Consider the following 22,392-nt stretch of genomic DNA (forward strand, 5'->3'; position numbering starts at 1 on the left):
CCATAATACGACCTGCATGATTGATATTAATTAACAATAGTTTTACTTGTTAAAAACAAATCAATCACAGGAGAGCCGCATGTCAGTACCCGTACAACATCCTATGTATATCGATGGGCAGTTTGTGACCTGGCACGATGATGCCTGGATTGATGTCGTCAATCCTGCCACGGAAGAGGTGATCTCGCGTATTCCCGATGGACGTGCCGAGGATGCGTGTAAAGCGATCGATGCTGCACAGCGCGCTCAGCCGCAATGGGAAGCGCTGCCCGCCATTGAACGGGCGAACTGGTTACGCAAAATTTCTGCGGGTATCCGTCAGCGAGCCAGTGAAATCAGCGCGCTGATTGTGGCGGAGGGTGGAAAAATACAGCAACTGGCTGAGGTCGAAGTCTCGTTTACCGCCGACTATATCGATTATATGGCGGAGTGGGCGCGTCGCTATGAAGGTGAGATCCTGCAAAGCGATCGTCCGGGCGAGAATATTCTGCTGTTTAAGCGCGCTTTGGGCGTGACTACGGGCATTCTGCCGTGGAACTTTCCGTTTTTCCTGATTGCCCGCAAACTGGCTCCCGCACTGTTGACGGGTAATACCATTGTCATTAAGCCGAGTGAATTTACACCGAATAACGCCATCGCCTTTGCCAAAATTGTTGATGATATTGGCTTGCCGCGCGGCGTATTTAATCTGGTGCTGGGACGTGGTGAAACGGTCGGTCAGGCGCTGGCCGCAAACCCGAAGGTGGCCATGGTGAGCATGACCGGTAGCGTCGGGGCGGGTGAGAAAATTATGGCTGCGGCGGCTAAAAATATCACCAAAGTTTGTCTGGAGTTGGGCGGCAAGGCCCCGGCTATCGTGATGGATGATGCCGATCTTGAACTGGCCGTAAAGGCAATTGTTGACTCGCGGGTGATCAACACCGGACAGGTATGCAACTGTGCCGAGCGCGTGTACGTTCAGAAAGGTATTTATGACCAATTCGTCAATCGTCTGGGTGAGGCGATGAAAGCCGTGCAGTTTGGCAATCCGGCTGAGCGCAATGATATTGCAATGGGGCCGCTGATTAACGCCGCTGCGCTGGAGCGTGTAGAACAGAAAGTTGCACGAGCGGTGCAGGAAGGCGCCAGAGTGGTGCTGGGCGGTAAGGCCGTTTCCGGCAAAGGGTATTACTATCCACCGACATTACTGTTAGACGTGCGCCAGGAGATGGCGATTATGCACGAGGAGACGTTTGGTCCGGTGCTGCCGGTGGTAGCGTTTGATACGCTGGAACAGGCGCTGACGATGGCCAATGACAGCGATTACGGTCTGACCTCATCGATCTATACGCAGAATCTGAATACGGCGATGAAGGCGATCAAAGGGCTGAAGTTTGGCGAAACCTATATTAATCGTGAAAACTTCGAGGCGATGCAGGGCTTTCATGCTGGCTGGCGCAAGTCCGGGATTGGCGGGGCTGACGGTAAACACGGTCTGAACGAATATCTGCAAACGCAGGTGGTGTATCTGCAGTCCTAAGTTTTCGCCGGGTGAGCCTGTACGCCACCCGGCGCAATTCTCACACTTTGCTGGCGATCCATAAGAATAAGCCGAGTGAGCAAAAATTAATGAATTTTTAACAAAAGCCCGTTATGGTGACGCATTATTGTTTTTATTCAGGAAGTGTTATGGGGAATAAGTATTCTGGCCTGCAAATTGGCATTCACTGGCTGGTCTTTTTGTTGGTCATTGTGGCCTACAGCGCTATGGAGTTTCGCGGATTTTTCCCGCGCAGCTATCGTCCCTTATTTAACATGGTGCACGTATCCTGTGGCATCACTATTTTAACGCTGATGGTGGCGCGTCTGCTGGTCAGGCTAAAATATCCGGCACCGCCGATTGTGCCAAAACCGAAGCCGATGATGACCGGAATGGCGCATCTGGGGCATCTGGTTATCTATCTGCTGTTTATTGTTCTGCCGATTATTGGACTGGTGATGATGTATAACCGGGGTAACCCGTGGATTGCATTCGGCATTGTTATGCCGCATGCGGCAGAGGCCAATTTTGATGTAGTGGATATGCTGAAGTCCTGGCACGTGACGCTGGCAAATCTGGGCTATTTTGTTATTGCTCTGCATGCCGCTGCCGCCCTGATGCACCACTATTTCTGGAAGGACAATACGCTGCTGCGCATGATGCCGCGAAAACGCTCCTGATGTAATGCCCCGCAAATGCGGGGTATTTTTTTAGCCGATTATTTTTCCAGACATCATAAAAACTTACCGGCAAGATGGTTAAACAACGTCCAGTTCATCACACTCGCTACTTGATTGCTGCTCTTATTAAAACTACTGTATATAAATACAGTAAATGAGAGGCAGATTATTATGTTGTTTTTCCAGCCTGCGGAACGCCGCGAAATTAAACACTTTCCGTTATTTAGCGATCTTGTGCCCTGCGGTTTTCCATCTCCTGCGCAGGACTACGTTGAGAAACGTATCGACCTCAATGACCTGCTGGTACGGCATCCCAGCGCAACCTATTTTGTTAAATCATCTGGCGACTCTATGAGGGGGGCAGGGATCGGCGAGGGCGATTTACTGATTGTCGACAGCGCCAGAAAACCTGCCCATGGAGACATCGTTATTGCCGCCGTTGAGGGCGAATTCACCGTTAAACGCCTGCAATTACATCCGGTTGTGATGCTGAAGCCAGAGAACAGCGCCTACGCGCCGATCATGATTAGCAGCGAGGACACGCTGGATATATTTGGCGTGGTGACATTTATCATTAAAGCAGCGGGCTGATGATGTTTGCACTGGTGGATGTTAACGCGTTTTATGCCAGCTGTGAGTCGGCATTCCGGCCTGATCTGAAAGGGAAGCCCGTTGTCGTTCTTTCAAACAACGATGGCTGCGTTATTGCCAGCAGCGTAGAGGCAAAGGCGCTTGGCGTTAATATGGGCGCTCCGTACTTCAAACAGAAAGATCTGTTCAGGCGCTATGGCGTGTTCTGTTTTAGTTCGAACTACGAGCTGTATGCGGATATGAGCAGCAGGGTGATGTCGATTCTGGAGGAGTTATCGCCACGCGTGGAGATATACAGTATTGATGAAGCCTTTTGTGATTTAACGGGCGTGCGAAACTGCAGGGATCTTACGGATTTTGGTCAGGAAATCAGAGCAACCATTTTGCAGAAAACACGTCTCACGGTTGGGGTCGGTATCGCTCAGACCAAAACCCTGGCCAAACTGGCAAACCATGCGGCCAAAAAGTGGCAGGAACAGACGGGCGGAGTCGTGGATCTCTCAAATATTGAACGCCAGCGTAAGCTGATGGCAGCACTCCCGGTTGATGAAGTCTGGGGCATCGGACGCCGCATCGGCAAAAAACTGGACGTTATGGGTATTAAAACGGTTCTCGACCTGGCGGATACCGATATTCGCTTCATTCGTAAACATTTCAGCGTCGTGCTTGAGCGAACCGTCCGGGAATTGCGCGGTGAGCCTTGTCTGGCGCTGGAAGAGTTTGCGCCGGATAAGCAGGAAATTATCTGCTCAAGATCGTTTGGTGAAAAACTCACGGATTACAACGCCATGAGAGAGGCCATTTGCACCTATGCTTCACGTGCTGCGGAAAAGCTGCGCAGAGAACACCAGTACTGCCGGTTTATCTCTACGTTTATCAAAACCAGTCCGTTTGTCCTGAATCAACCTTATTACGGTAACAGCGCATCGATAAAACTGCTGACGCCAACTCAGGATAGCCGGGACATTATTACAGCAGCCACGCGCAGCCTGGACGCCGTTTGGCGAGAGGGGCTACGTTATCAAAAAGCGGGCGTTATGCTGGGGGATTTTTTTAGCTCTGGCGTTGCACAGCTGAATCTTTTTGATAATAACGCCCCGCGGCGTAACAGCGATAAATTGATGGACCTACTGGATACTCTTAATGCTGAAAAGGGGAAAGGAACGCTCTACTTTGCCGGGCAAGGGATACAGCAGCCGTGGGCGATGAAGCGAGACATGCTTTCACCACGTTATACAACGAGATACAGTGATTTGCTGCGGGTAAATTGATAGCCAAACAAGGCTTCCGCCCACCTTATTTATACCGGATCAATTATCCTTTCAATGACAGGACGTTGTAAATTGCCAACGATTCCATAACCTTGGATACCTTTCCAGCGCGGCTAAATTAGCGCTCCTTTAATACTTCGATAAGAGACAAAGTTGATATTCAAAAAGTTGGATTGTTGTGAACTCAGGAGTAGGATTATTTCTATCTGATAGAACCAGTTATCGAGCTGGCTTATACGAGTTGTTTGTTTTTCACTTACGAAAAGGTGGTGCTGGTAATGAGTACATTCATCATTCGTTTATTATTTTTCTCTCTCTTATGCGGTTCTTTCTCAATACATGCTGAAGAGCAGAACGGTATGAAACTTGAGCGGGTTGTGATAGTGAGCCGTCATGGAGTAAGAGCACCTACGAAGTTCACTCCAATAATGAAAGATGTCACACCCGACCAATGGCCACAATGGGATGTGCCGTTAGGATGGCTAACGCCTCGTGGGGGAGAACTTGTTTCTGAATTAGGTCAGTATCAACGTTTATGGTTCACAAGCAAAGGTCTGTTGAATAATCAAACGTGCCCATCTCCAGGGCAGGTTGCTGTTATTGCAGACACGGATCAACGCACCCGTAAAACGGGTGAGGCGTTTCTGGCTGGGTTAGCACCAAAATGTCAAATTCAAGTGCATTATCAGAAGGATGAAGAAAAAACTGATCCTCTTTTTAATCCGGTAAAAATGGGGACATGTTCGTTTAACACATTGAAGGTTAAAAACGCTATTCTGGAACGGGCCGGAGGAAATATTGAACTGTATACCCAACGCTATCAATCTTCATTTCTGACCCTGGAAAATGTTTTAAATTTCTCACAATCGGAGACATGTAAGACTACAGAGAAGTCTACGAAATGCACATTACCAGAGGCTTTACCGTCTGAACTTAAGGTTACTCCTGACAATGTATCATTACCTGGTGCCTGGAGCCTTTCTTCCACGCTGACTGAGATATTTCTGTTGCAAGAGGCCCAGGGAATGCCACAGGTAGCCTGGGGGCGTATTACGGGAGAAAAAGAATGGAGAGATTTGTTAAGTCTGCATAACGCTCAGTTTGATCTTTTGCAAAGAACTCCAGAAGTTGCCCGTAGTAGAGCCACACCATTACTCGATATGATAGACACTGTATTATTGACAAATGGTACAACAGAAAACAGGTATGGCATAAAATTACCCGTATCTCTGTTGTTTATTGCTGGTCATGATACCAATCTTGCAAATTTAAGCGGGGCTTTAGATCTTAACTGGTCGCTACCCGGTCAACCCGATAATACCCCTCCTGGTGGGGAGCTTGTATTCGAAAAGTGGAAAAGAACCAGTGATAATACGGATTGGGTTCAGGTTTCATTTGTTTATCAGACGCTGAGAGATATGAGGGATATACAACCGTTGTCGTTAGAAAAACCTGCCGGCAAAGTTGATTTAAAATTAATTGCATGTGAAGAGAAAAATAGTCAGGGAATGTGTTCGTTAAAAAGTTTTTCCAGGCTCATTAAGGAAATTCGCGTGCCAGAGTGTGCAGTTACGGAATAAGCAATTAATTATTATATATATAGCGTATTAAAAAATAGAAACCCCCGGTTTGTAGTCGGGGGTATTCGTATTGTTCATAATTACATGAGTCTTCAACTGACTGTTCTTTGCGAGTGACAAACCAGTTACGCTGCTCCAGAAAAAATCCGGACTGTTCAGCGATGCAGAATACATCGACAAAGCGCTCGGTGTTGCGGCTCTAAAACCGCTTTACACGGTGATATGTCCACATATATCTAAATGTGCTGTTTGTGCAACTCATTAAAGAATAACAAGTTATTTATTTTACAATTAGTTAAAAATACTGATAGTATACCCCCCTATAGTATTTGGAGGGCGTATGCCGCATTCACCCGAAGATAAAAAACGCATTCTCACCCGTGTACGCCGTATTCGCGGTCAGGTTGATGCGCTTGAGCGCGCGCTGGAGTCCGGCGAGCCGTGTTTGGCTATCCTGCAACAAATTGCCGCCGTGCGCGGCGCATCCAATGGCCTGATGGGCGAAATGGTTGAGATCCACCTGAAAGACGAACTGGTCAGCGGGGAAACAACCCCAGACCAGCGTGCCGTGCGCATGGCTGAAATCGGCCATCTTCTGCGTGCTTATCTAAAATAACACCATCACCTCGCAATAATGGGAAGAGACAAATGAAATCACGTGCAGCAGTTGCATTCGGCCCCGGCCAACCGTTAAAAATTGTCGAAATCGATGTCGCACCGCCAAAGAAAGGTGAAGTGCTGGTTAAAATTACCCACACCGGCGTGTGCCATACTGATGCTTTTACGCTCTCAGGCGACGATCCGGAAGGGGTTTTCCCGGCGGTGCTCGGCCATGAAGGTGGCGGCATTGTGGTTGAAGTGGGTGAAGGCGTTACCAGCCTGAAACCGGGCGATCATGTGATCCCGCTATACACCGCAGAATGTGGCGAGTGTAAGTTCTGTAAATCGGGTAAAACTAACCTGTGTCAGGCCGTACGTGCGACCCAGGGCAAAGGTCTGATGCCGGATGGCACAACCCGTTTCTCGTATAACGGCGAGCCGATTTATCACTATATGGGCACCAGCACCTTCAGCGAATACACCGTATGTGCGGAGATCTCTCTGGCGAAGGTTAACCCGCAGGCTCCGCTGGACAAAGTGTGTCTGCTGGGGTGTGGCGTGACCACCGGTATCGGAGCGGTCCATAACACCGCAAAAGTGAAAGAAGGCGATACCGTCGCCGTATTTGGTCTGGGTGGTATTGGCCTGGCGGTGATTCAGGGCGCGGCGCAGGCGAAAGCCGGGCGTATTCTGGCCGTTGATACCAATCCGGAAAAATTTACGCTGGCAGGTGAAATGGGCGCGACCGATTTCATCAATCCGAAGGATTACGACAAACCGATTCAGGATGTGATTGTCGAGCTTACCGATGGCGGCGTGGACTTTAGTTTCGAATGTATCGGTAACGTTAACGTGATGCGCGCGGCGCTGGAATGCTGCCATAAAGGATGGGGCGAAAGCATCATTATTGGCGTGGCAGGAGCCGGACAAGAGATCAAAACGCGCCCGTTCCAGTTAGTTACCGGGCGTGTCTGGCGCGGTTCCGCGTTTGGCGGCGTGAAGGGGCGTACTCAGCTTCCTGGTATGGTTGAAGATGCGATGAGCGGGAAAATTCAGTTGGATCCGTTTATTACCCACCGTTTACCGCTGGAGCAGATTAACGACGCGTTCGATTTAATGCATCAGGGTAAATCCATCCGTACCGTTATCCACTTTGGCGATAACTGATTCATTGGCCAGCGGATTTCTCCGCTGGCACTTTCCTGAATTTTTAAGAATTATGTTGTGAAAGTGTGACGAATCCGGCGCTTTTCACGGTAAGTAAACTTCCCGGATTGCCGATGACTATCTAACGGGCGTGTTTTCACGCATAAACCCTACAAGAGAGTCGACGGTCATGGACAACACTACATCGATGCAAGCCCAGCATAAACTGGGCTTTCTGCATCAAATCCGGCTGGTTCCGCTGTTTTCCTCCATTCTCGGTGGCATCCTTCTGCTGTTCGCCTTAAGTTCCGGGCTGGCAAGCTATTTTCTTATGCAGGCCGATCGCGATCAGCGTGACGTGACCGATGAGATTCAGGTCAGGATGGGGTTATCTAACAGCTCTAACCACTTGCGTACCGCGCGTATCAACATGATCCACGCCGGCGCGGCGAGCCGTATTGCCGAAATGGATGACATGAAGGCCAATATCGCCGAGGCAGAAAAACGGATTAAGCAGTCGCAGGACGGTTTCAATGCTTATATGTCACGCGCGGTAAAAACGTCTGCCGATGAAGCGTTAGACGCTGAACTGAGCGCCAGCTTCAAAGCCTATACCGACGGCTTACAGCCGATGCTGAAGTACGCTAAAAACGGCATGTTTGAGGCGATCATCAACCATGAAAATGAACAGGCCAGACCGCTGGACTCTGCGTACAACAAGGTGCTGTTAAAGGCGATCGACATTCGTACCACCAGGGCGAATCAGTTAAGCGAGCAGGCGCATCAGCGTACACAGCTTGGTATGGCTTTTATGCTGGGCGCATTTGTTCTTGCGCTGGCGCTGACCGTGATGACGTTCATTGTTCTGCGCCGTACCGTCATTCATCCTCTGTTGCGTGCCGCCCAGCGTATTGAGCTAATTTCAGCGGGGGATCTCACCATGCCGGAGGAACCGACCGGGCGCAGCGAAATTGGTCGCCTGAGCCGCCATCTGCAAACAATGCAACGTTCGCTGGGGACAACGGTAGGCACGGTGCGTCAGGGCGCGGAAGAGATTTATCGCGGTACCAGTGAGATTTCGGCGGGGAACACCGATCTGTCTTCACGTACCGAACAACAGGCTGCGGCGATTGAACAAACGGCGGCCAGCATGGAAGAGTTGACGGCGACGGTGAAGCAAAACGCCGACAACGCGCATCATGCGAGCAAGCTGGCAGAAGATGCCTCCGGTAAGGCCAGTCGGGGCGGTCAGATGGTTTCTGGCGTGGTCAAAACTATGGGCAATATCTCAACGAGTTCAAAGAAAATCTCCGAAATCACAGCCGTTATTAACAGCATTGCTTTCCAGACCAATATTCTGGCGCTGAACGCAGCGGTTGAAGCGGCGCGGGCAGGAGAGCAGGGCCGTGGGTTTGCCGTGGTTGCCAGTGAGGTACGCACGCTGGCAAGCCGCAGCGCTCAGGCGGCAAAAGAGATTGAGGGATTGATCAGCGAATCAGTCCGACTGATTGACCAGGGCTCCGGAGAAGTGGTCGCTGCGGGCAATACGATGACGGATATTGTCGATGCGGTAAAACGCGTCACCGACATTATGCTGGAAATTGCAGCGGCCTCTGATGAGCAGAGCCGGGGTATCGTCCAGGTGAGTCAGGCAATTTCAGAAATGGATAAGGTAACGCAGCAAAATGCCTCGCTGGTTGAAGAAGCCTCTGCCGCTGCGGAATCGCTGGAAGAGCAGGCGGCGCGCTTAACGGAAGCTGTTGGCACATTCCGTTTAACAGGGACAAGTGCTATTAAACGCGCGCCTGTGACGACAAAGCCTGACCATTCACGCCCGCAGGCGGCAACTGCCAGTGGCGATAACTGGGAAACGTTTTAACAATAAAATCAATTAAGGGACCTGATGGTCCCTTAATTTTTGGCATCAAAACGGTACGGTTTTGCGTATTGCGGCGATCAGGATCTGCGCGGCCTGAGAGAGCTGCACATCGACACGGGTAAGAATGCCGATGGGTTCACCCGCACCGTGGGTGGGTATCGGCAACGACACCAGCGTCGCCTGGCGTAAATCTTCTCTAACTGCGCCTGAAGGGACAAACCACACATAGTCGTAATCGACCGTCAGTTGGCGGGAGAGCGATGCTGACAGCGTTTCAATACAGCCCGGCGGCATTTTGCAGCCCTGACTTTGCAACAACGCCTCTGCGTGCTGGCGAGGGGCGGTTCCTTTTGGTGAAACCACCACCGGCCACTCCATCACCCGACTCAGCGTAATGGTTTCCTGCAACAACGGGTGGTTAGGGCGCACGACCAGTTTGAGCGATTCCAGAAATAACAGCTCGTAGTTCAGACCAACCATCAATTCCGGATCGGCCATACGGCCAATGCCGAGATCAATTTCCCCTGACTTTAAACCCGCCAGGATCATGGGATTACTCATGGTGGCAACCTGCAGCGTGGTCTCCATTTGCTGCTTATGGAACGGGCCAATGACCGCCGGCAGAATGCCCAGGGCCGCGGTGGGTAAGGCGCCAATCCGTACGACATCCGTCTGTGACTCTTCGCGCTGGTTTAAGGCTTGTCCGGCGGTGTTGAGCGCATCCAGCACTCTGACTGCGTGGGTAAGAAACTGTTCTCCGGGCAGCGTTAATTGTGCGCCAAGGCGGCCACGCTCAAAGAGCCGGGTACCGGTCAGTTGCTCCAGTTCATTCAGCGTTTTGGAGAGGGCTGGTTGGCTCAGGTTAAGGGTCTCAGCCGCGCGGCCCAACGTTCCCTGCTGTGCAACGGCGACAAAAGTATGAAGGTGGCGCAAGCGAATGCGCTGATTGAACAGAACATTTTTTTCCATAAGCGATGTTAAAAACAGAGTCGTATCGGTGACAAGTGAAGTTGTTCGATTTTGATAACCTGATAGCAAAATATTATTAACATTTATCCTATTTTACTTACAACTGATTTATTTTGCTTATGTTTTGTACAGCGCCACCGGGTGGTGGGATCATGGAAGAGAATCCGTCCAGTCGATATACTTTCGTTATTGTTTGCTTTTGAACCATTCTCTTCACAAGGCACTGATTAATGATAGATGTAATAGGGCACCTTAACCCCGATAGCGATGCCATTTGTACCGCCGCCATGACGGCGCGTTGGCTTACTTTACGTGGCCAGCAGGCGACGGCATGGCGTCTGGGCGAACCTAACCGCGAAACGCAATTTATCTTTGAGCATGCAGGACTGACGATGCCCGAACGGCTGACGTTTGAACTGACCGATCGTGATGTGTGGCTGGTCGATTTCACCGAGCCTGCCCAGGGGCCGGCATCGCTGGCAGAAAGTAACGTCGTGGGAATTATCGATCATCACCGACTCGGTGGATTAGTCACTCGTCTGCCACCAGAGGTGTGGGTGAAGCCAGTCGGCAGTAGCGCGACGCTGTTATGGCAACTGATGACGGAAGAGGAGCGCAGCCAGTTGTCTGCCGCTGAGGCTGTTTTATTGCTGGGTGCCGCATTGAGTGACACTGTCACGCTTCGTTCGCCAACGACCACCTCTGACGATCGCCTGGCGGTGGAGGCCCTGGCCCAAAAAACCGGTGTGGATCTCGAGGCGTTTAGTCGCGACCTGCTGTCTGCTAAAACAAGCGTGGAAGGCATGAGCGCTCGCGAGCTTCTGCAGAAAGACATTAAAACCTTCACCATTCATGGACATTCTGTTTGTGTGGCGCAGCTTGAACTGTATGCGCTGCAACAGGTGGATGCGGTGCTGGACGATCTCCGTCTGGAAATGGCGCGCTATGCAGAGGAAAAGAATGCCGCGCTGGTTGTACTGATGCTCACCGATATTAATCTGGGCGACACCAGCCTGTGGTTTGCCGGTACAGCGCTGTCAGACATCCCGCAGCCCTGTAAGGTGGAGGGGATGCTCAGCCGTAAAAAACAGATGTTGCCCTGGCTGGAAAGTCATTTAAAACCACGCCAGTAGGTTCTGTTCACCGTCTGTAGGGGTGGGAAATTTACGCGGGGTCACACTTTGTAAATTCTTCCCACCGGAGTCAGCGGCGTTTTCTACACTCCAGGTAATATTCACTGGAGGCATGACATTATGGCGAACACCATCACGGCAGATGAGATTCGGGAACAATTTTCGCAGGCAATGTCAGCAATGTACCAGCAGGAAGTCCCGCAATATGGCACGTTGCTGGAACTTGTCGCTGATGTGAATCTGGCGGTACTGGAAAATAATCCTACGCTGCATGAAAAACTGGCGAATGCAGATGAGCTGGCCCGGCTAAACGTTGAGCGCCACGGCGCCATTCGGGTGGGCACTGCGCAGGAGCTTTCTACGCTACGCCGGATGTTTGCCATTATGGGCATGTATCCGGTGAGTTATTACGATCTCTCCCAGGCCGGTGTTCCCGTGCATTCCACCGCGTTTCGTCCCATTGACGATGCGTCGCTTTCGCGCAACCCGTTTCGGGTATTCACCTCGTTATTGCGGCTCGAATTAATCGAAAACGCCGCGCTACGGCAAAAAGCCGCGGAGATCCTCGCGAAACGCGATATTTTCACCCGTCGTTGTCACGAACTGCTGGATGAGTTTGATGTGCAGGGCAGTTTTACGCCTGAGCAGGCGCAGGAGTTTGTGCAAGAAGCGCTGGAAACTTTCCGCTGGCATCAGCATGCCACGGTCGATGAGGCGACCTATCACGCATTGCACAATGAGCACCGGCTGATTGCTGATGTGGTGTGTTTCCCTGGGTGTCATATCAACCATCTGACGCCGCGTACGCTGGATATCGACCGGGTTCAGTCGATGATGCCGGAGTGCGGCATTGAACCCAAAATACTGATTGAAGGGCCGCCGCGCCGCGAGGTGCCCATTTTATTGCGTCAGACCAGTTTTAAAGCGCTGGAAGAGCCGGTGTTATTTGCCGGTGAAATGCGTGGCACTCACACGGCGCGTTTTGGTGAAATCGAACAGCGCGGCGTGGCCCTGACGCCGAAAGGCAGAGCATTGTACGACGAATTGCTGAATAAAGCGGGAACGGGAAAAGACAACCTGACACATCAGCTGCATTTGCAGGAAGTGTTCAAAGCATTCCCGGACAGCGAATTTCTGCTGCGCCAGCAGGGGCTTGCCTGGTTCCGCTACCGGCTGACGCCGTCGGGCGAGGCGCATCGACAGGCGATTCGCCCGGATGACGACCCGCAGCCGCTCATTGAGCGGGGCTGGCTGGTTGCTCAGCCCATTACCTACGAAGATTTTTTACCGGTGAGCGCCGCGGGGATTTTCCAGTCTAATCTGGGGAATGAAACTCAGGCTCGTAGCCACGGTAATTCCAGCCGCGACGCGTTTGAACAGGCGCTGGGTTGTGCGGTTTATGATGAGTTTGCGTTGTATCAGGAGGCGCAAGATCGCAGTAAACGTCGGTGTGGTTTACTTTAATTGAATTTACATGGGATTCGGTCTGTTCCCATCGACATAAAATATTTTCGATTTTGTACAGATAATCGGCGACCAACAATTGGATTATTAATGAATTTTGTCTAGAGTGAGCGGTCAGAAATGTGCACTCTCTTGCCGCTGATTATGGCCGGCGCGGGACCATTTACACGACCAGAAGGACTTACTTTCAGGCATGAATCGCAGACGATTTATTAAAGGTTCAATGGCAATGGCCGCCGTGTGCGGAACCAGTGGTATTGCATCACTCTTTTCCAGCGCCGCCTTTGCGGCAGAGTCTGACATTGCAGACGGAAAAACCGTACGTTTTGATTTTTCCGTTCTGCAATCGATGGCCCATGACTTAGCACAGAAGCCCTGGGGCGGCGCACCGCGCGCGTTACCTGACACGCTGGCCAAACTGACACCGCAGGCCTACAACAGCATTCAATATGACCCAGAGCAGTCTCTGTGGAACAATGTTGAAAATCGTCAGCTTGATGCGCAGTTCTTTCATGTGGGAATGGGCTTCCGTCGCCGCGTACGCATGTTCTCGGTTGATGGCAGCACGCATATGGCGCGCGAAATCCACTTCCGTCCGGAACTGTTTAAATACAATGATGCGGGTGTGGATACCAAACAGCTGGAAGGGCAGACTGACCTCGGGTTCGCCGGGTTCCGCGTGTTTAAAGCGCCAGAATTAGCCCGTCGCGATATCGTTTCTTTCCTGGGCGCCAGCTATTTCCGCGCCGTGGATGACACCTATCAGTACGGTTTATCGGCCCGCGGTCTGGCGGTAGATACCTACACCGACAGCAAAGAAGAATTTCCTGATTTCACCTCTTTCTGGTTTGAAACGGTCAAACCGGGCGCAACCTCCTTTACCGTGTATGCGCTTCTCGACAGCCCCAGCGTAACCGGCGCATTTAAGTTCGTGATCCACTGCGAGAAAACGCAGGTGATCATGGATGTACAAAACCACATCTATGCGCGCAAAGACATCAAGCAGCTCGGTATTGCACCGATGACCAGCATGTTTAGCTGCGGCAACAACGAACGTCGGATGTGTGACACCATTCACCCGCAAATTCATGATTCCGACCGTCTGGCGATGTGGCGGGGCAATGGCGAGTGGATCTGCCGCCCGCTGAATAACCCGCAAAAACTGCAGTTCAACGCCTATACCGATAACAACCCGAAAGGGTTTGGCTTGCTGCAGCTCGATCGCGACTTCTCCCATTACCAGGATATCATGGGCTGGTACAACAAGCGTCCGAGCCTGTGGGTCGAACCGCGTAACCAGTGGGGCAAGGGGACTATCGGCCTGATGGAGATCCCGACGACCGGCGAAACGCTGGATAACGTCGTCTGCTTCTGGCAGCCTGAAAGGTCGATCAAAGCGGGCGATGATCTGGAATTCAAATATCGCCTGTACTGGAGTGCTCAGCCGCCGGTGCGTTCACCGCTGGCTCGCGTGATGGCGACCCGAACAGGCATGGGCGGCTTCCCGGAAGGATGGGCGCCGGGCGAGCACTACCCGGAAAAATGGGCGCGACGTTTTGCTGTTGATTTCGTCGGTGGCGATCTAAAAGCCGCAGCGCCGAAGGGTATTGAACCGGTGATTACGCTCTCCAGCGGTGAAGCGAAACAGATTGAGATCCTTTACGTGGAACCTATCGACGGTTATCGCATTCAGTTTGACTGGTATCCGACCTCTGACTCAACCGATCCGGTAGATATGCGTATGTTCCTGCGTTGTCAGGGCGACGCCATCAGTGAAACCTGGCTGTATCAGTACTTCCCGCCAGCGCCGGATAAACGTCAGTACGTTGACGACCGCGAGATGCGTTAATCACTCCCTTTACGGCTCTCCGAATGGGGAGCCGTATCTGTAATCCTCTTCACAACCATTCTGTACACTATTTACTCGATCCCGTTCGCATTTTTCTGTAAGTCAAGTGGGTACTCTGGAGGTGTGTATTTCTTATACACGTTCTTTTCCACTAACAGGGAGAAAGTATGTTTCCAGAATACAGAGACCTTATTTCCCGACTGAAATCCGAGAACCCTCGCTTTCTGTCCTTATTCGAAAAACACAACAGCCTTGATCATGAGATCTCCAGACTGGAAGGTTCGGATGGTCGGGGGTATAGTTTGGACATTGTTCGCCTTAAGAAACAGAAACTCCACCTGAAGGAAGATCTGCTCAAAATATTGCAAAAAGAGAGTGTCAGTGAGAGCTAAGTAAAACGGCACTTGCTGTGTAAAAGGGCTTCCAAAAGGGAGCCCTTCCTGTTTTTATTTGATTGAGCAGGGTGGCCTGCTTAACCATCATAATGGAATGAAAATGTCAGAAGTGATTACCATCAATGACACGCTGGAACTGCGTGCCGTAGAAGAGCAACACGTCACGCCTCTGCATCAGTTGGTGCTTAAAAATAAAAGCTGGCTCCAGCAGTCGCTGAACTGGCCGCAGTTTGTTGCCTGTGAGGAGGACACCCGCAAGAATGTGCAGGGTAATATGATGTTGCACCAGCGCGGTTACGCCAAAATGTTCCTGATTTTTGCGCAAGAAAATGTGGTCGGGGTTATCTCGTTTAACCAGATAGAACCGCTGAACAAAGCGGCTTATATCGGCTACTGGCTGGATGAGGAGCATCAGGGTCAAGGCATCATGTCCCAGGCGCTACAGGCCTTAATCCATCATTATGCGCAGCGTCAGGAGATTCGCCGCTTCGTGATTAAATGTCGCGTAGAAAACGTTGAGAGCAACCAGGTGGCGCTACGTAATGGCTTCCAACTGGAAGGATGTATGCAACAGGCGGAATTCCTTAATGGTGATTACTATGATGTGAATCTCTACGCCCGCATCATTGATGGCTCTTCAGAATAAACCTGCGATAGGCGTGCGAGTAATGCGCTGTTCACCGTTAATCACTTTCGGTCCGCGTAGGTGAATGGCATCGCCATCAAACGCCTGGATATGCGCCTGACCGGTTATCTCAATGTGATGCTCGATCAGCACTTCGCCCAGCACGCAGACGTGGCCTTCAATCAGGATGTGGTCGTCTAACTGGAGCGGTCCACCGCGTAATTGCGCATGACCGCCGACCAGCACGTGGTGTTTCAGCACGCAGTTACCTTCAACTACCGCGTGCTCCGCCACCTGCGAGCTGTAGCGTAGGGTAGGTATGGCATCTTCTTCGCTCCCGGCGATGACGCGCGCATATCCATAGACTTTGGCGCAATCGCAAATCCAGACATTGTTCTCTTCATTACCTTCCACCTGTGCGAAATCAAAAACTTCCGCCCGATGTTCAATAAAGGCATAGTTGATTTTCGCATCGCCATAGATCTGCGCCTGATGCACCACTCGTGAGTGGCTGACAAAAGCCCGATCATAAATTTGCAGGAGCTGGTCGCTTTCACGGGTTAGCCCCCTGGCGGCGATGATTTCAGAGTCACACATCACGAGCGCATCACCAAAGAGAAGGCACTCGCCGCGAACCACAGAATCCTGAATGGTGACGTTGTCACGTATTTGCGCGTTATGACTGATTTCAGCCCGGTCAATCCACACGTCATCGCTAATTTGCGCGCCATCTCTGACCACGCTTGCCTGAGTAATGCGGGCGTTTCCTGTAATCGTCGCGCCGGAAAATGCGAGCGCGTTTTCATCGTAAATCCAGCAATCACCGCTTTGTGACAGCACGCTTTCATTGTCGATCCAGCCACCGGGCGTGCCGGCCTGGACATCATTAAAATCAGTGAGCGCAATGATTTGGCGTAGTAATACGCTTTTTTTATTGCCATTATCCTGGTAACTAAAGGATCGAGATTCATCGCTGAGACGATATTTGGTCATAGCTCATTTCCATGTTGCGCACCTTAGTTAAACGTAGCAAAGTTTTCCGCACTGGCTAAATCAGCGGAAATTCCATAAAATGCATTTCAAATATACTTTAAAAAATAAACAAAATGAGTAAGAACAAACAGAGTGAGCGGGTCCTCAATCTTCCGGCCGGTTATTTTGGCATGGTACTGGGCATCATTGGGATGGGGTTTGCGTGGCGTTATGCCAGTCAGGTGTGGCCAGTGAGTCACTTGATTGGCGACGGTTTAGTGATCCTCGCAATGGTCATTTGGGGGCTGCTGACGCTGGCTTTTCTGAGCCGTTTACTGCGTTTTCCGCATAGCGTATTGGCGGAAATTCGTCACCCGGTGATGAGCAGCTTTGTCAGTCTGTTTCCGGCCACAACGATGCTGGTCGCGATTGGTTTTGTCCCGTGGTATCGACCGCTGGCGATTGGGTTGTTCAGCATTGGCGTGGTGATACAGCTGGCCTACGCCGCCTGGCAAACGGCAGGGTTGTGGCGTGGATCGCATCCAGAGGAAGCCACCACGCCGGGTCTGTATCTGCCGACCGTCGCCAATAACTTTATCAGTGCAATGGCCTGTGGCGCACTGGGTTTCAACGACGCAGGATTGGTGTTTTTAGGCGCCGGGGTTTTTTCCTGGCTCAGTCTGGAGCCGGTGATTCTGCAACGTTTACGTAGCTGCGGTGAGTTGCCTGCGGTGTTACGTACTTCACTTGGCATTCAACTGGCGCCTGCGCTGGTCGCCTGCAGCGCCTGGCTTAGCGTTAACGGCGGCGAGGGCGATACGTTAGCCAAAATGTTGTTCGGCTATGGTCTGCTGCAACTGCTGTTCATGCTACGGCTCATGCCGTGGTATTTGTCACAGCCATTTAATGCGTCTTTCTGGAGCTTCTCGTTTGGCGTGTCGGCTCTGGCAACAACAGGGCTGCATCTGGGCCACGGTAGCGAGTCAGGATTTTTTCATACGCTGTCGATCCCACTGTTTATTTTTACCAATTTTATCATTGCATTATTACTGGTACGTACGTTTGCATTGCTGATGCAGGGGAAACTGCTCATCCGCACGGAGCGTGCTGCATTACTGAAATCTGAGGATAAATAATGACCCTTTGCGACGAAAACTACTTTACTGAGAAATACGATTTAACTCGTACGCATTCCGATGTTGTTGAAGCGGCAAAAATTGTTAAGCCAGGTAAAACGTTAGACCTGGGCTGCGGTAACGGTCGTAACAGCCTGTACCTTGCGGCAAACGGTTATGACGTGACAGCATGGGATAAAAACCCCATGAGCATCGCTAACCTTGAGCGTATCAAAGCGGCGGAAGGGCTGACCAATCTGCACGCGAATGTCGCGGATCTCAACGCATTACGCTTTGACGGCGAATATGATTTTATTCTTTCTACCGTTGTGCTGATGTTCCTTGAAGCCAAAACTATCCCTGGCCTTATTGAAAATATGCAGCGTTGCACTAAACCGGGCGGATATAACTTAATTGTCGCGGCGATGGATACTGATGATTTTCCGTGTACCGTGGGGTTCCCGTTCGCGTTTAAAACCGGAGAATTGCGCAACTATTACAGCGGATGGGATCTGCTGAAATATAACGAAGACGTGGGTGAACTTCATCGTACGGATGAAAACGGTAATCGAATTAAACTGCGCTTTGCCACAATGCTGGCACGCAAAACTGCCTGAACCTCCCGCCTGGGTTAACTCTTTCTGCGCTCAGCATTTTTTGTGCCGGGCGTAGAGAGAAAATTGTGCGGTGTTTACCATTTTTAGTACATCCAAAATGAAACGGTTTTGCTATTCTTTTTAAGCATCATTGCGAAAACTAAAGGGATCGTTTCATGCGTACTCAAACTTTATTTAAAGTTGCAGTGCTTACTGGCTTGTTGGCATTATCCGGCTGTGCGTCAAAAGTGACTGCGCCGGATAAATATTCTGGGTTTTTAAAAAATTACTCTGATTTGAAGGAAACACAATCAGCATCGGGACAAACCGTACTCCGTTGGGTTGATCCGAGCTACAACGAATCCAAATATGACAACATTGTATATAACCCGGTAACGTATTATCCGGTTCCTAAACCTACCACGCAGGTAGGGCAGCAGGTTCTTGATCAACTGCTGACCTACACTAATACCCAGTTGAAATCCGCCATCAGCAAGCGTAAGCCCCTGGTTACTACCCCTGGGCCACGTAGCCTGATTTTCCGCGGAGCGATTACCGGTGTTGCAACAAGCAAAGAAGGACTGCAGTTCTATGAAGTGATCCCGGTTGCGCTACTCGTTGCGGGAACACAAATGGCAACGGGTCACCGTACCATGGATACCAACCTCTATTTCGAGGGTGAGTTGATTGATGCTGCGACCAATAAACCGGTAATTAAAGTTGTACGTAAGGGTGAAGGTAAAGATCTGAGCAACGAAAATACGCCGATGACATTCGAAACGTTGAAGAAAGTTGTTGATGACATGGCGACGGATGCCACCATGTTTGACGTGAACAAAAAACCACAATAATAATCAACGCACCATCTCAGGATGGTGCGTTTTTTTTATGCCACCCGGCGTCGATAGAATAGTTTACCCATCAGCACTTCTGGTCGGGCAAACATCACCATATTCCCCAGTAAAATCAACACCAATCCGGCAATAGCGTTAACCTGCCAGACGTATCCTTCATACAATGTTGACAGCGTTAGCGCAACCAGCGGGAAAAGCAGGGTACTGTATGCCGCCCTACTGGGACCAATGCGACCTACCAGTGTGAAATAAGCGCCGAAAGCAATCACTGAGCCAAAAATAGCCAGATATAACAGCGCGCTGAGATAGCTGAATGTCCACTGTGGCGTAAAATTGTCCCCGCGCATCAGCGCAATGGCAGCGATCAACAGCGTGCCGTACAGCATGGCCCAACTGTTGGTCGTTAACACTTCCAGCCCTTTTTTCTGGTGACGCATGCTGATCATATTACCCAATGAGAAACCGAAGGTTCCAAGGGCGCTTAAGCCGATACCCAGCAGCAAGGAATGATTGAATCCGCTGTTGAGCAAATCCTGCCAGAACAGAGTCACAATGCCCGTCAGTCCAAGACCGGCTGCTATATAGAAACGCAGCGGTGGTTTTTGCCCAAAAAAGATGAAGCTATTGACCGCATTGAACAGGACGGCCATTGAGAAAATCACCGACTCCAGGCCGGTATTAATCCAGGCTGCAGCCGTATAAAAACACCAGAAGTTGAAGCAAAAAACGCATCCACCCTGTAACAGACAAAACAGGTGATCGCGACCAGACAGTTTGCGTAATTTACCGCTAACCAGCAGGATCACTATCATCAGCGAACTGGCAACGGCGAAGCGCCAAAAGATAGAAACCGGCGCAGAAACCGGGCCCTGCTGCAAATAAATCGCAATCCATGTCGTTCCCCAAATTACCACCACCAGGCAGTACAACAGTGCGTTCATACAACTCTCTCTTTTTTGGATTCAGGTTCACACTGTGTCATGTCTGGCGGCAGGAGGCTTTCATCGGTTTGCGGCGGACTTGCAAAATCTTGCGCTTTTTTAGCGTAAAAGCGAAAAGGAAGCTGTTAACAATATGTGGCTGTTATAGACTGAAAGCCTGCTAACTTATTTTGAATGTGATGGTATGCCTCAGCCCTACGATGCCTTTGAAAACTTACGCAAACATAATGCCGTGCTGCATGAATCGGTTGCGTTACATTCAGGGATCCAACTGGCGGCCTGGTCAAACAAGCGCGATACCATCACCCAGTATTGCGATCACCATACGCTCAGTTTATATATCGCGGATGGCTACGAGAGTTACCACAAAACGGCGGGGGGCTGGAAGAATGGCGGCGGACCGGACCGTTTTTGCCTGATGCCGAAAGAGAGCGAATCAAGTTGGGATATCCGCGACGATCTCTCCTTTGTTCATCTCTATTGTACCGACGAACATCTGCGCGAAGTGGGTGAAAAAGTCTGGGATAAAAGCCCCTATAGCTTCACGCTGGACGAGCACACGTTTGGCAGTGACCCGGGGATCACGGCGGTTTACCGTCAGTTTCTGCTTGATAACGACTGGCAGCAACCGGCCAATCACCTCACGCTCAGCGCGGCATCTTCGCTACTGTTAACGCATCTGATCCAGCATTACAGCAACGTTCAATGGCGGCTGCCCACCGTCACCGGGGGACTCGCGCCAGTCACCTTGCGTAACGTGCTGGCCTATATTGACGCGCATCTGGCGTACCCAATCACCCTGAACGATCTGGCTAGTGAGGCGGCGCTCAGCGAATTCCATTTTGCCAGAATGTTTCGCCAGTCGATGAATATGGCACCGCATCAGTACGTGATGCAACGTCGTATGGCGCTGGCGCAGCATCTGGTCTGTTACACTTCACGCAGTTTGTCAGATATTGCGATGACCTGCGGATTCAGTTCGGCAAGCCATTTTAGTAACCGATTTAAACAGGTAACCGGTAAAACGCCAACACAGCTACGTGCGGCGAAATAACGTCAACACGGCGTAGCAGATACCGCCTACGACCAGCCCCCAGAATGCAGATCCAATCCCCAATAACGTCAGGCCACTGGCCGTGACCAAAAACGTAACGATGGCTGCGTCGCGTTCCGCTTCATTATGCAACGCCTGATACAAACTACCGCTAATCGTCCCGAGCAAGGCCAGACCGGCCAGCATCTGGATCCAGCTTACGGGCAGTGCCGCCATTAGTCCTGTGACTGAACCGCCAAACACCCCAGCCAGAAGATAGAAGACGCCAGCCGCGGCGGCGGCGAGCCAGCGTCGTTTGGCATCAGGATGCGCTTCGGGACTTTGGCAAATTGCGGCGGTTATGGCGGCAATGCAGATGGAGTAGACGCCAAACGGCGAAAACATCAGCGCCAGCAGGCCGGTAAAGATAATGAGCGGTGAAACGGGTAATGAATAGCCCGAGGCATTCATAGTGGCAATACCAGGGGCATTTTGTGAAGCCATGGTAACCAGAAACAGCGGTAGCGCAATGCTGATACTGTGGGCAAATGAAAAGTGTGGGGCAATAAACGCAGGCATGACCGGCGATAAATTCACTCCGCTTGTGACAATGTCACCTTTTATTAGCGCGATAGCGATACCCGCCAGCATCGCGGCGATCGTCGCGTACCGTGGGGCTGTGACTTTAAATACCAGCCATGCCACCAGCATACTACCGCACAAAATAAGCTCACTGTTGAGGCTATTAAAGGCCTGCAGACCAAAGCGCAGCAGGATCCCGGCCAGCATGGCTGATGCCAGTGAGTGGGGGATTATTTTCATCAGACGGGCAAACAATCCGGTTATGCCGCACAGCACAATCAACGCGTTAGCTACGATAAAAACGCCGATAGCATCCTGAATCGATACCCCGTGCAGACCCGTAACCAGCAGCGCGGCGCCAGGTGTTGACCAGGCCGTGAGCACAGGAGCGCGATACCATAACGTCAGCGCCAGCGTACTGACGCCCATTGCAATCCCCAGCGCGGTCATCCAGCCTGCGATTTGATCTGTGGTCGCACCTGCGGCCAGGGCCGCTTGCCAGATAATGGCAGCCGAGCTGGCGTAACCGACCAGGACAGCCACAAAACCCGATAATACGGTGGGTAGTGGGATGGAGAATGCGCGCATAGTCACTCCG

General features: G+C 51.2%; 21 protein-coding genes. 17 read left to right on the forward strand and 4 right to left on the reverse strand.

The genetic code is table 11. The features are described from left to right. The first annotated feature begins 79 nt into the window (after window positions 1–79). The 8 genes from aldA to HVZ52_RS10810 all read left to right on the forward strand — a co-directional run bounded on the left by aldA (window position 80) and on the right by HVZ52_RS10810 (window position 9,266). The gene (gene aldA / locus HVZ52_RS10775) at window positions 80–1,519 is read left to right on the forward strand and encodes an aldehyde dehydrogenase (protein WP_016153178.1); all 1,440 of its coding nucleotides are present in this window, start codon (window positions 80–82) and stop codon (window positions 1,517–1,519) included. Between the two features lie 149 nt (window positions 1,520–1,668). Beyond that, window positions 1,669–2,199, forward strand: a complete 531-nt coding sequence (gene cybB / locus HVZ52_RS10780; RefSeq protein WP_019076843.1) for a cytochrome b561 — start codon at window positions 1,669–1,671, stop codon at window positions 2,197–2,199. Between the two features lie 171 nt (window positions 2,200–2,370). Then, window positions 2,371–2,790 (forward strand): translesion error-prone DNA polymerase V autoproteolytic subunit, encoded by a 420-nt coding sequence (locus tag HVZ52_RS10785; RefSeq protein ID WP_016153176.1) that lies wholly within the window; start codon window positions 2,371–2,373, stop codon window positions 2,788–2,790. 2 nt (window positions 2,791–2,792) lie between these two features. Beyond that, entirely contained in the window at window positions 2,793–4,061 is a 1,269-nt protein-coding gene (locus HVZ52_RS10790) for a Y-family DNA polymerase (RefSeq protein WP_049042983.1), read from the forward strand. Between the two features lie 278 nt (window positions 4,062–4,339). Further along, window positions 4,340–5,641 (forward strand): AppA family phytase/histidine-type acid phosphatase, encoded by a 1,302-nt coding sequence (locus HVZ52_RS10795; protein WP_181599223.1) that lies wholly within the window; start codon window positions 4,340–4,342, stop codon window positions 5,639–5,641. 340 nt (window positions 5,642–5,981) lie between these two features. After that, window positions 5,982–6,257: a metal/formaldehyde-sensitive transcriptional repressor gene (locus HVZ52_RS10800; protein ID WP_003833178.1), complete on the forward strand. Its 276-nt coding sequence runs from the start codon at window positions 5,982–5,984 to the stop codon at window positions 6,255–6,257. Between the two features lie 32 nt (window positions 6,258–6,289). Next, window positions 6,290–7,408, forward strand: coding sequence for an S-(hydroxymethyl)glutathione dehydrogenase/class III alcohol dehydrogenase (locus HVZ52_RS10805; RefSeq protein WP_016153173.1), 1,119 nt, complete (start codon window positions 6,290–6,292; stop codon window positions 7,406–7,408). Window positions 7,409–7,577: 169 nt separating this feature from the next. Further along, window positions 7,578–9,266, forward strand: a complete 1,689-nt coding sequence (locus HVZ52_RS10810) for a methyl-accepting chemotaxis protein (protein WP_181599224.1) — start codon at window positions 7,578–7,580, stop codon at window positions 9,264–9,266. Between the two features lie 45 nt (window positions 9,267–9,311). On the opposite strand, the gene pcaQ is transcribed toward HVZ52_RS10810, so the two are convergent. Then, entirely contained in the window at window positions 9,312–10,235 is a 924-nt protein-coding gene (pcaQ, locus tag HVZ52_RS10815; protein ID WP_003020288.1) for a pca operon transcription factor PcaQ, read from the reverse strand. Window positions 10,236–10,465: 230 nt separating this feature from the next. On the opposite strand from pcaQ, the gene HVZ52_RS10820 reads away from it, so the two are divergent. The 5 genes from HVZ52_RS10820 to rimL all read left to right on the forward strand — a co-directional run bounded on the left by HVZ52_RS10820 (window position 10,466) and on the right by rimL (window position 15,722). Further along, on the forward strand, window positions 10,466–11,368 hold the full coding sequence (locus HVZ52_RS10820; RefSeq protein ID WP_181599225.1) for a manganese-dependent inorganic pyrophosphatase: 903 nt from the start codon (window positions 10,466–10,468) through the stop codon (window positions 11,366–11,368). Between the two features lie 120 nt (window positions 11,369–11,488). Next, the gene (locus HVZ52_RS10825; RefSeq protein WP_016156596.1) at window positions 11,489–12,832 is read left to right on the forward strand and encodes a VOC family protein; all 1,344 of its coding nucleotides are present in this window, start codon (window positions 11,489–11,491) and stop codon (window positions 12,830–12,832) included. A 193-nt stretch (window positions 12,833–13,025) separates the two neighbouring features. After that, the gene (locus tag HVZ52_RS10830; protein WP_049282406.1) at window positions 13,026–14,681 is read left to right on the forward strand and encodes a glucan biosynthesis protein; all 1,656 of its coding nucleotides are present in this window, start codon (window positions 13,026–13,028) and stop codon (window positions 14,679–14,681) included. A gap of 167 nt (window positions 14,682–14,848) precedes the next feature. After that, entirely contained in the window at window positions 14,849–15,073 is a 225-nt protein-coding gene (locus HVZ52_RS10835; RefSeq protein ID WP_003833168.1) for a YdcH family protein, read from the forward strand. Window positions 15,074–15,176: 103 nt separating this feature from the next. After that, window positions 15,177–15,722: a 50S ribosomal protein L7/L12-serine acetyltransferase gene (rimL, locus tag HVZ52_RS10840; RefSeq protein ID WP_137351974.1), complete on the forward strand. Its 546-nt coding sequence runs from the start codon at window positions 15,177–15,179 to the stop codon at window positions 15,720–15,722. Here rimL and ydcK read toward each other — a convergent pair. Then, a complete protein-coding gene (gene ydcK, locus HVZ52_RS10845) occupies window positions 15,714–16,694 on the reverse strand; it encodes a YdcK family protein (protein ID WP_181599226.1) in 981 nt (326 codons plus the stop codon). The two genes, rimL and ydcK, sit on opposite strands and share 9 nt — an antisense overlap. Before the next feature lie 113 nt (window positions 16,695–16,807). Between ydcK and tehA the strand changes: the two genes are divergently transcribed. The 3 genes from tehA (at window position 16,808) to HVZ52_RS10860 (ending at window position 19,235) form a co-directional block, all read left to right on the forward strand. Continuing rightward, window positions 16,808–17,809 (forward strand): dicarboxylate transporter/tellurite-resistance protein TehA, encoded by a 1,002-nt coding sequence (gene tehA, locus HVZ52_RS10850; protein WP_016156593.1) that lies wholly within the window; start codon window positions 16,808–16,810, stop codon window positions 17,807–17,809. Then, a complete protein-coding gene (tehB, locus tag HVZ52_RS10855; protein WP_016156592.1) occupies window positions 17,809–18,405 on the forward strand; it encodes a tellurite resistance methyltransferase TehB in 597 nt (198 codons plus the stop codon). The genes tehA and tehB overlap by 1 nt, the downstream gene beginning before the upstream one ends. Before the next feature lie 155 nt (window positions 18,406–18,560). Continuing rightward, window positions 18,561–19,235, forward strand: coding sequence for a DUF3313 domain-containing protein (locus tag HVZ52_RS10860; RefSeq protein ID WP_047417362.1), 675 nt, complete (start codon window positions 18,561–18,563; stop codon window positions 19,233–19,235). Between the two features lie 35 nt (window positions 19,236–19,270). On the opposite strand, the gene HVZ52_RS10865 is transcribed toward HVZ52_RS10860, so the two are convergent. Further along, window positions 19,271–20,179 (reverse strand): DMT family transporter, encoded by a 909-nt coding sequence (locus tag HVZ52_RS10865; protein ID WP_016153163.1) that lies wholly within the window; start codon window positions 20,177–20,179, stop codon window positions 19,271–19,273. A 184-nt stretch (window positions 20,180–20,363) separates the two neighbouring features. Here HVZ52_RS10865 and HVZ52_RS10870 point away from each other — a divergent pair, with 184 nt between their 5' ends. Then, the gene (locus HVZ52_RS10870; protein ID WP_046275602.1) at window positions 20,364–21,233 is read left to right on the forward strand and encodes a helix-turn-helix domain-containing protein; all 870 of its coding nucleotides are present in this window, start codon (window positions 20,364–20,366) and stop codon (window positions 21,231–21,233) included. Here HVZ52_RS10870 and HVZ52_RS10875 read toward each other — a convergent pair. Beyond that, window positions 21,216–22,382 (reverse strand): benzoate/H(+) symporter BenE family transporter, encoded by a 1,167-nt coding sequence (locus HVZ52_RS10875; protein ID WP_181599227.1) that lies wholly within the window; start codon window positions 22,380–22,382, stop codon window positions 21,216–21,218. The two genes, HVZ52_RS10870 and HVZ52_RS10875, sit on opposite strands and share 18 nt — an antisense overlap. Window positions 22,383–22,392 lie beyond the last annotated feature (10 nt).

It is taken from the genome of Citrobacter sp. RHB36-C18 (assembly GCF_013814485.1).
Taxonomy (GTDB): domain Bacteria; phylum Pseudomonadota; class Gammaproteobacteria; order Enterobacterales; family Enterobacteriaceae; genus Citrobacter; species Citrobacter braakii.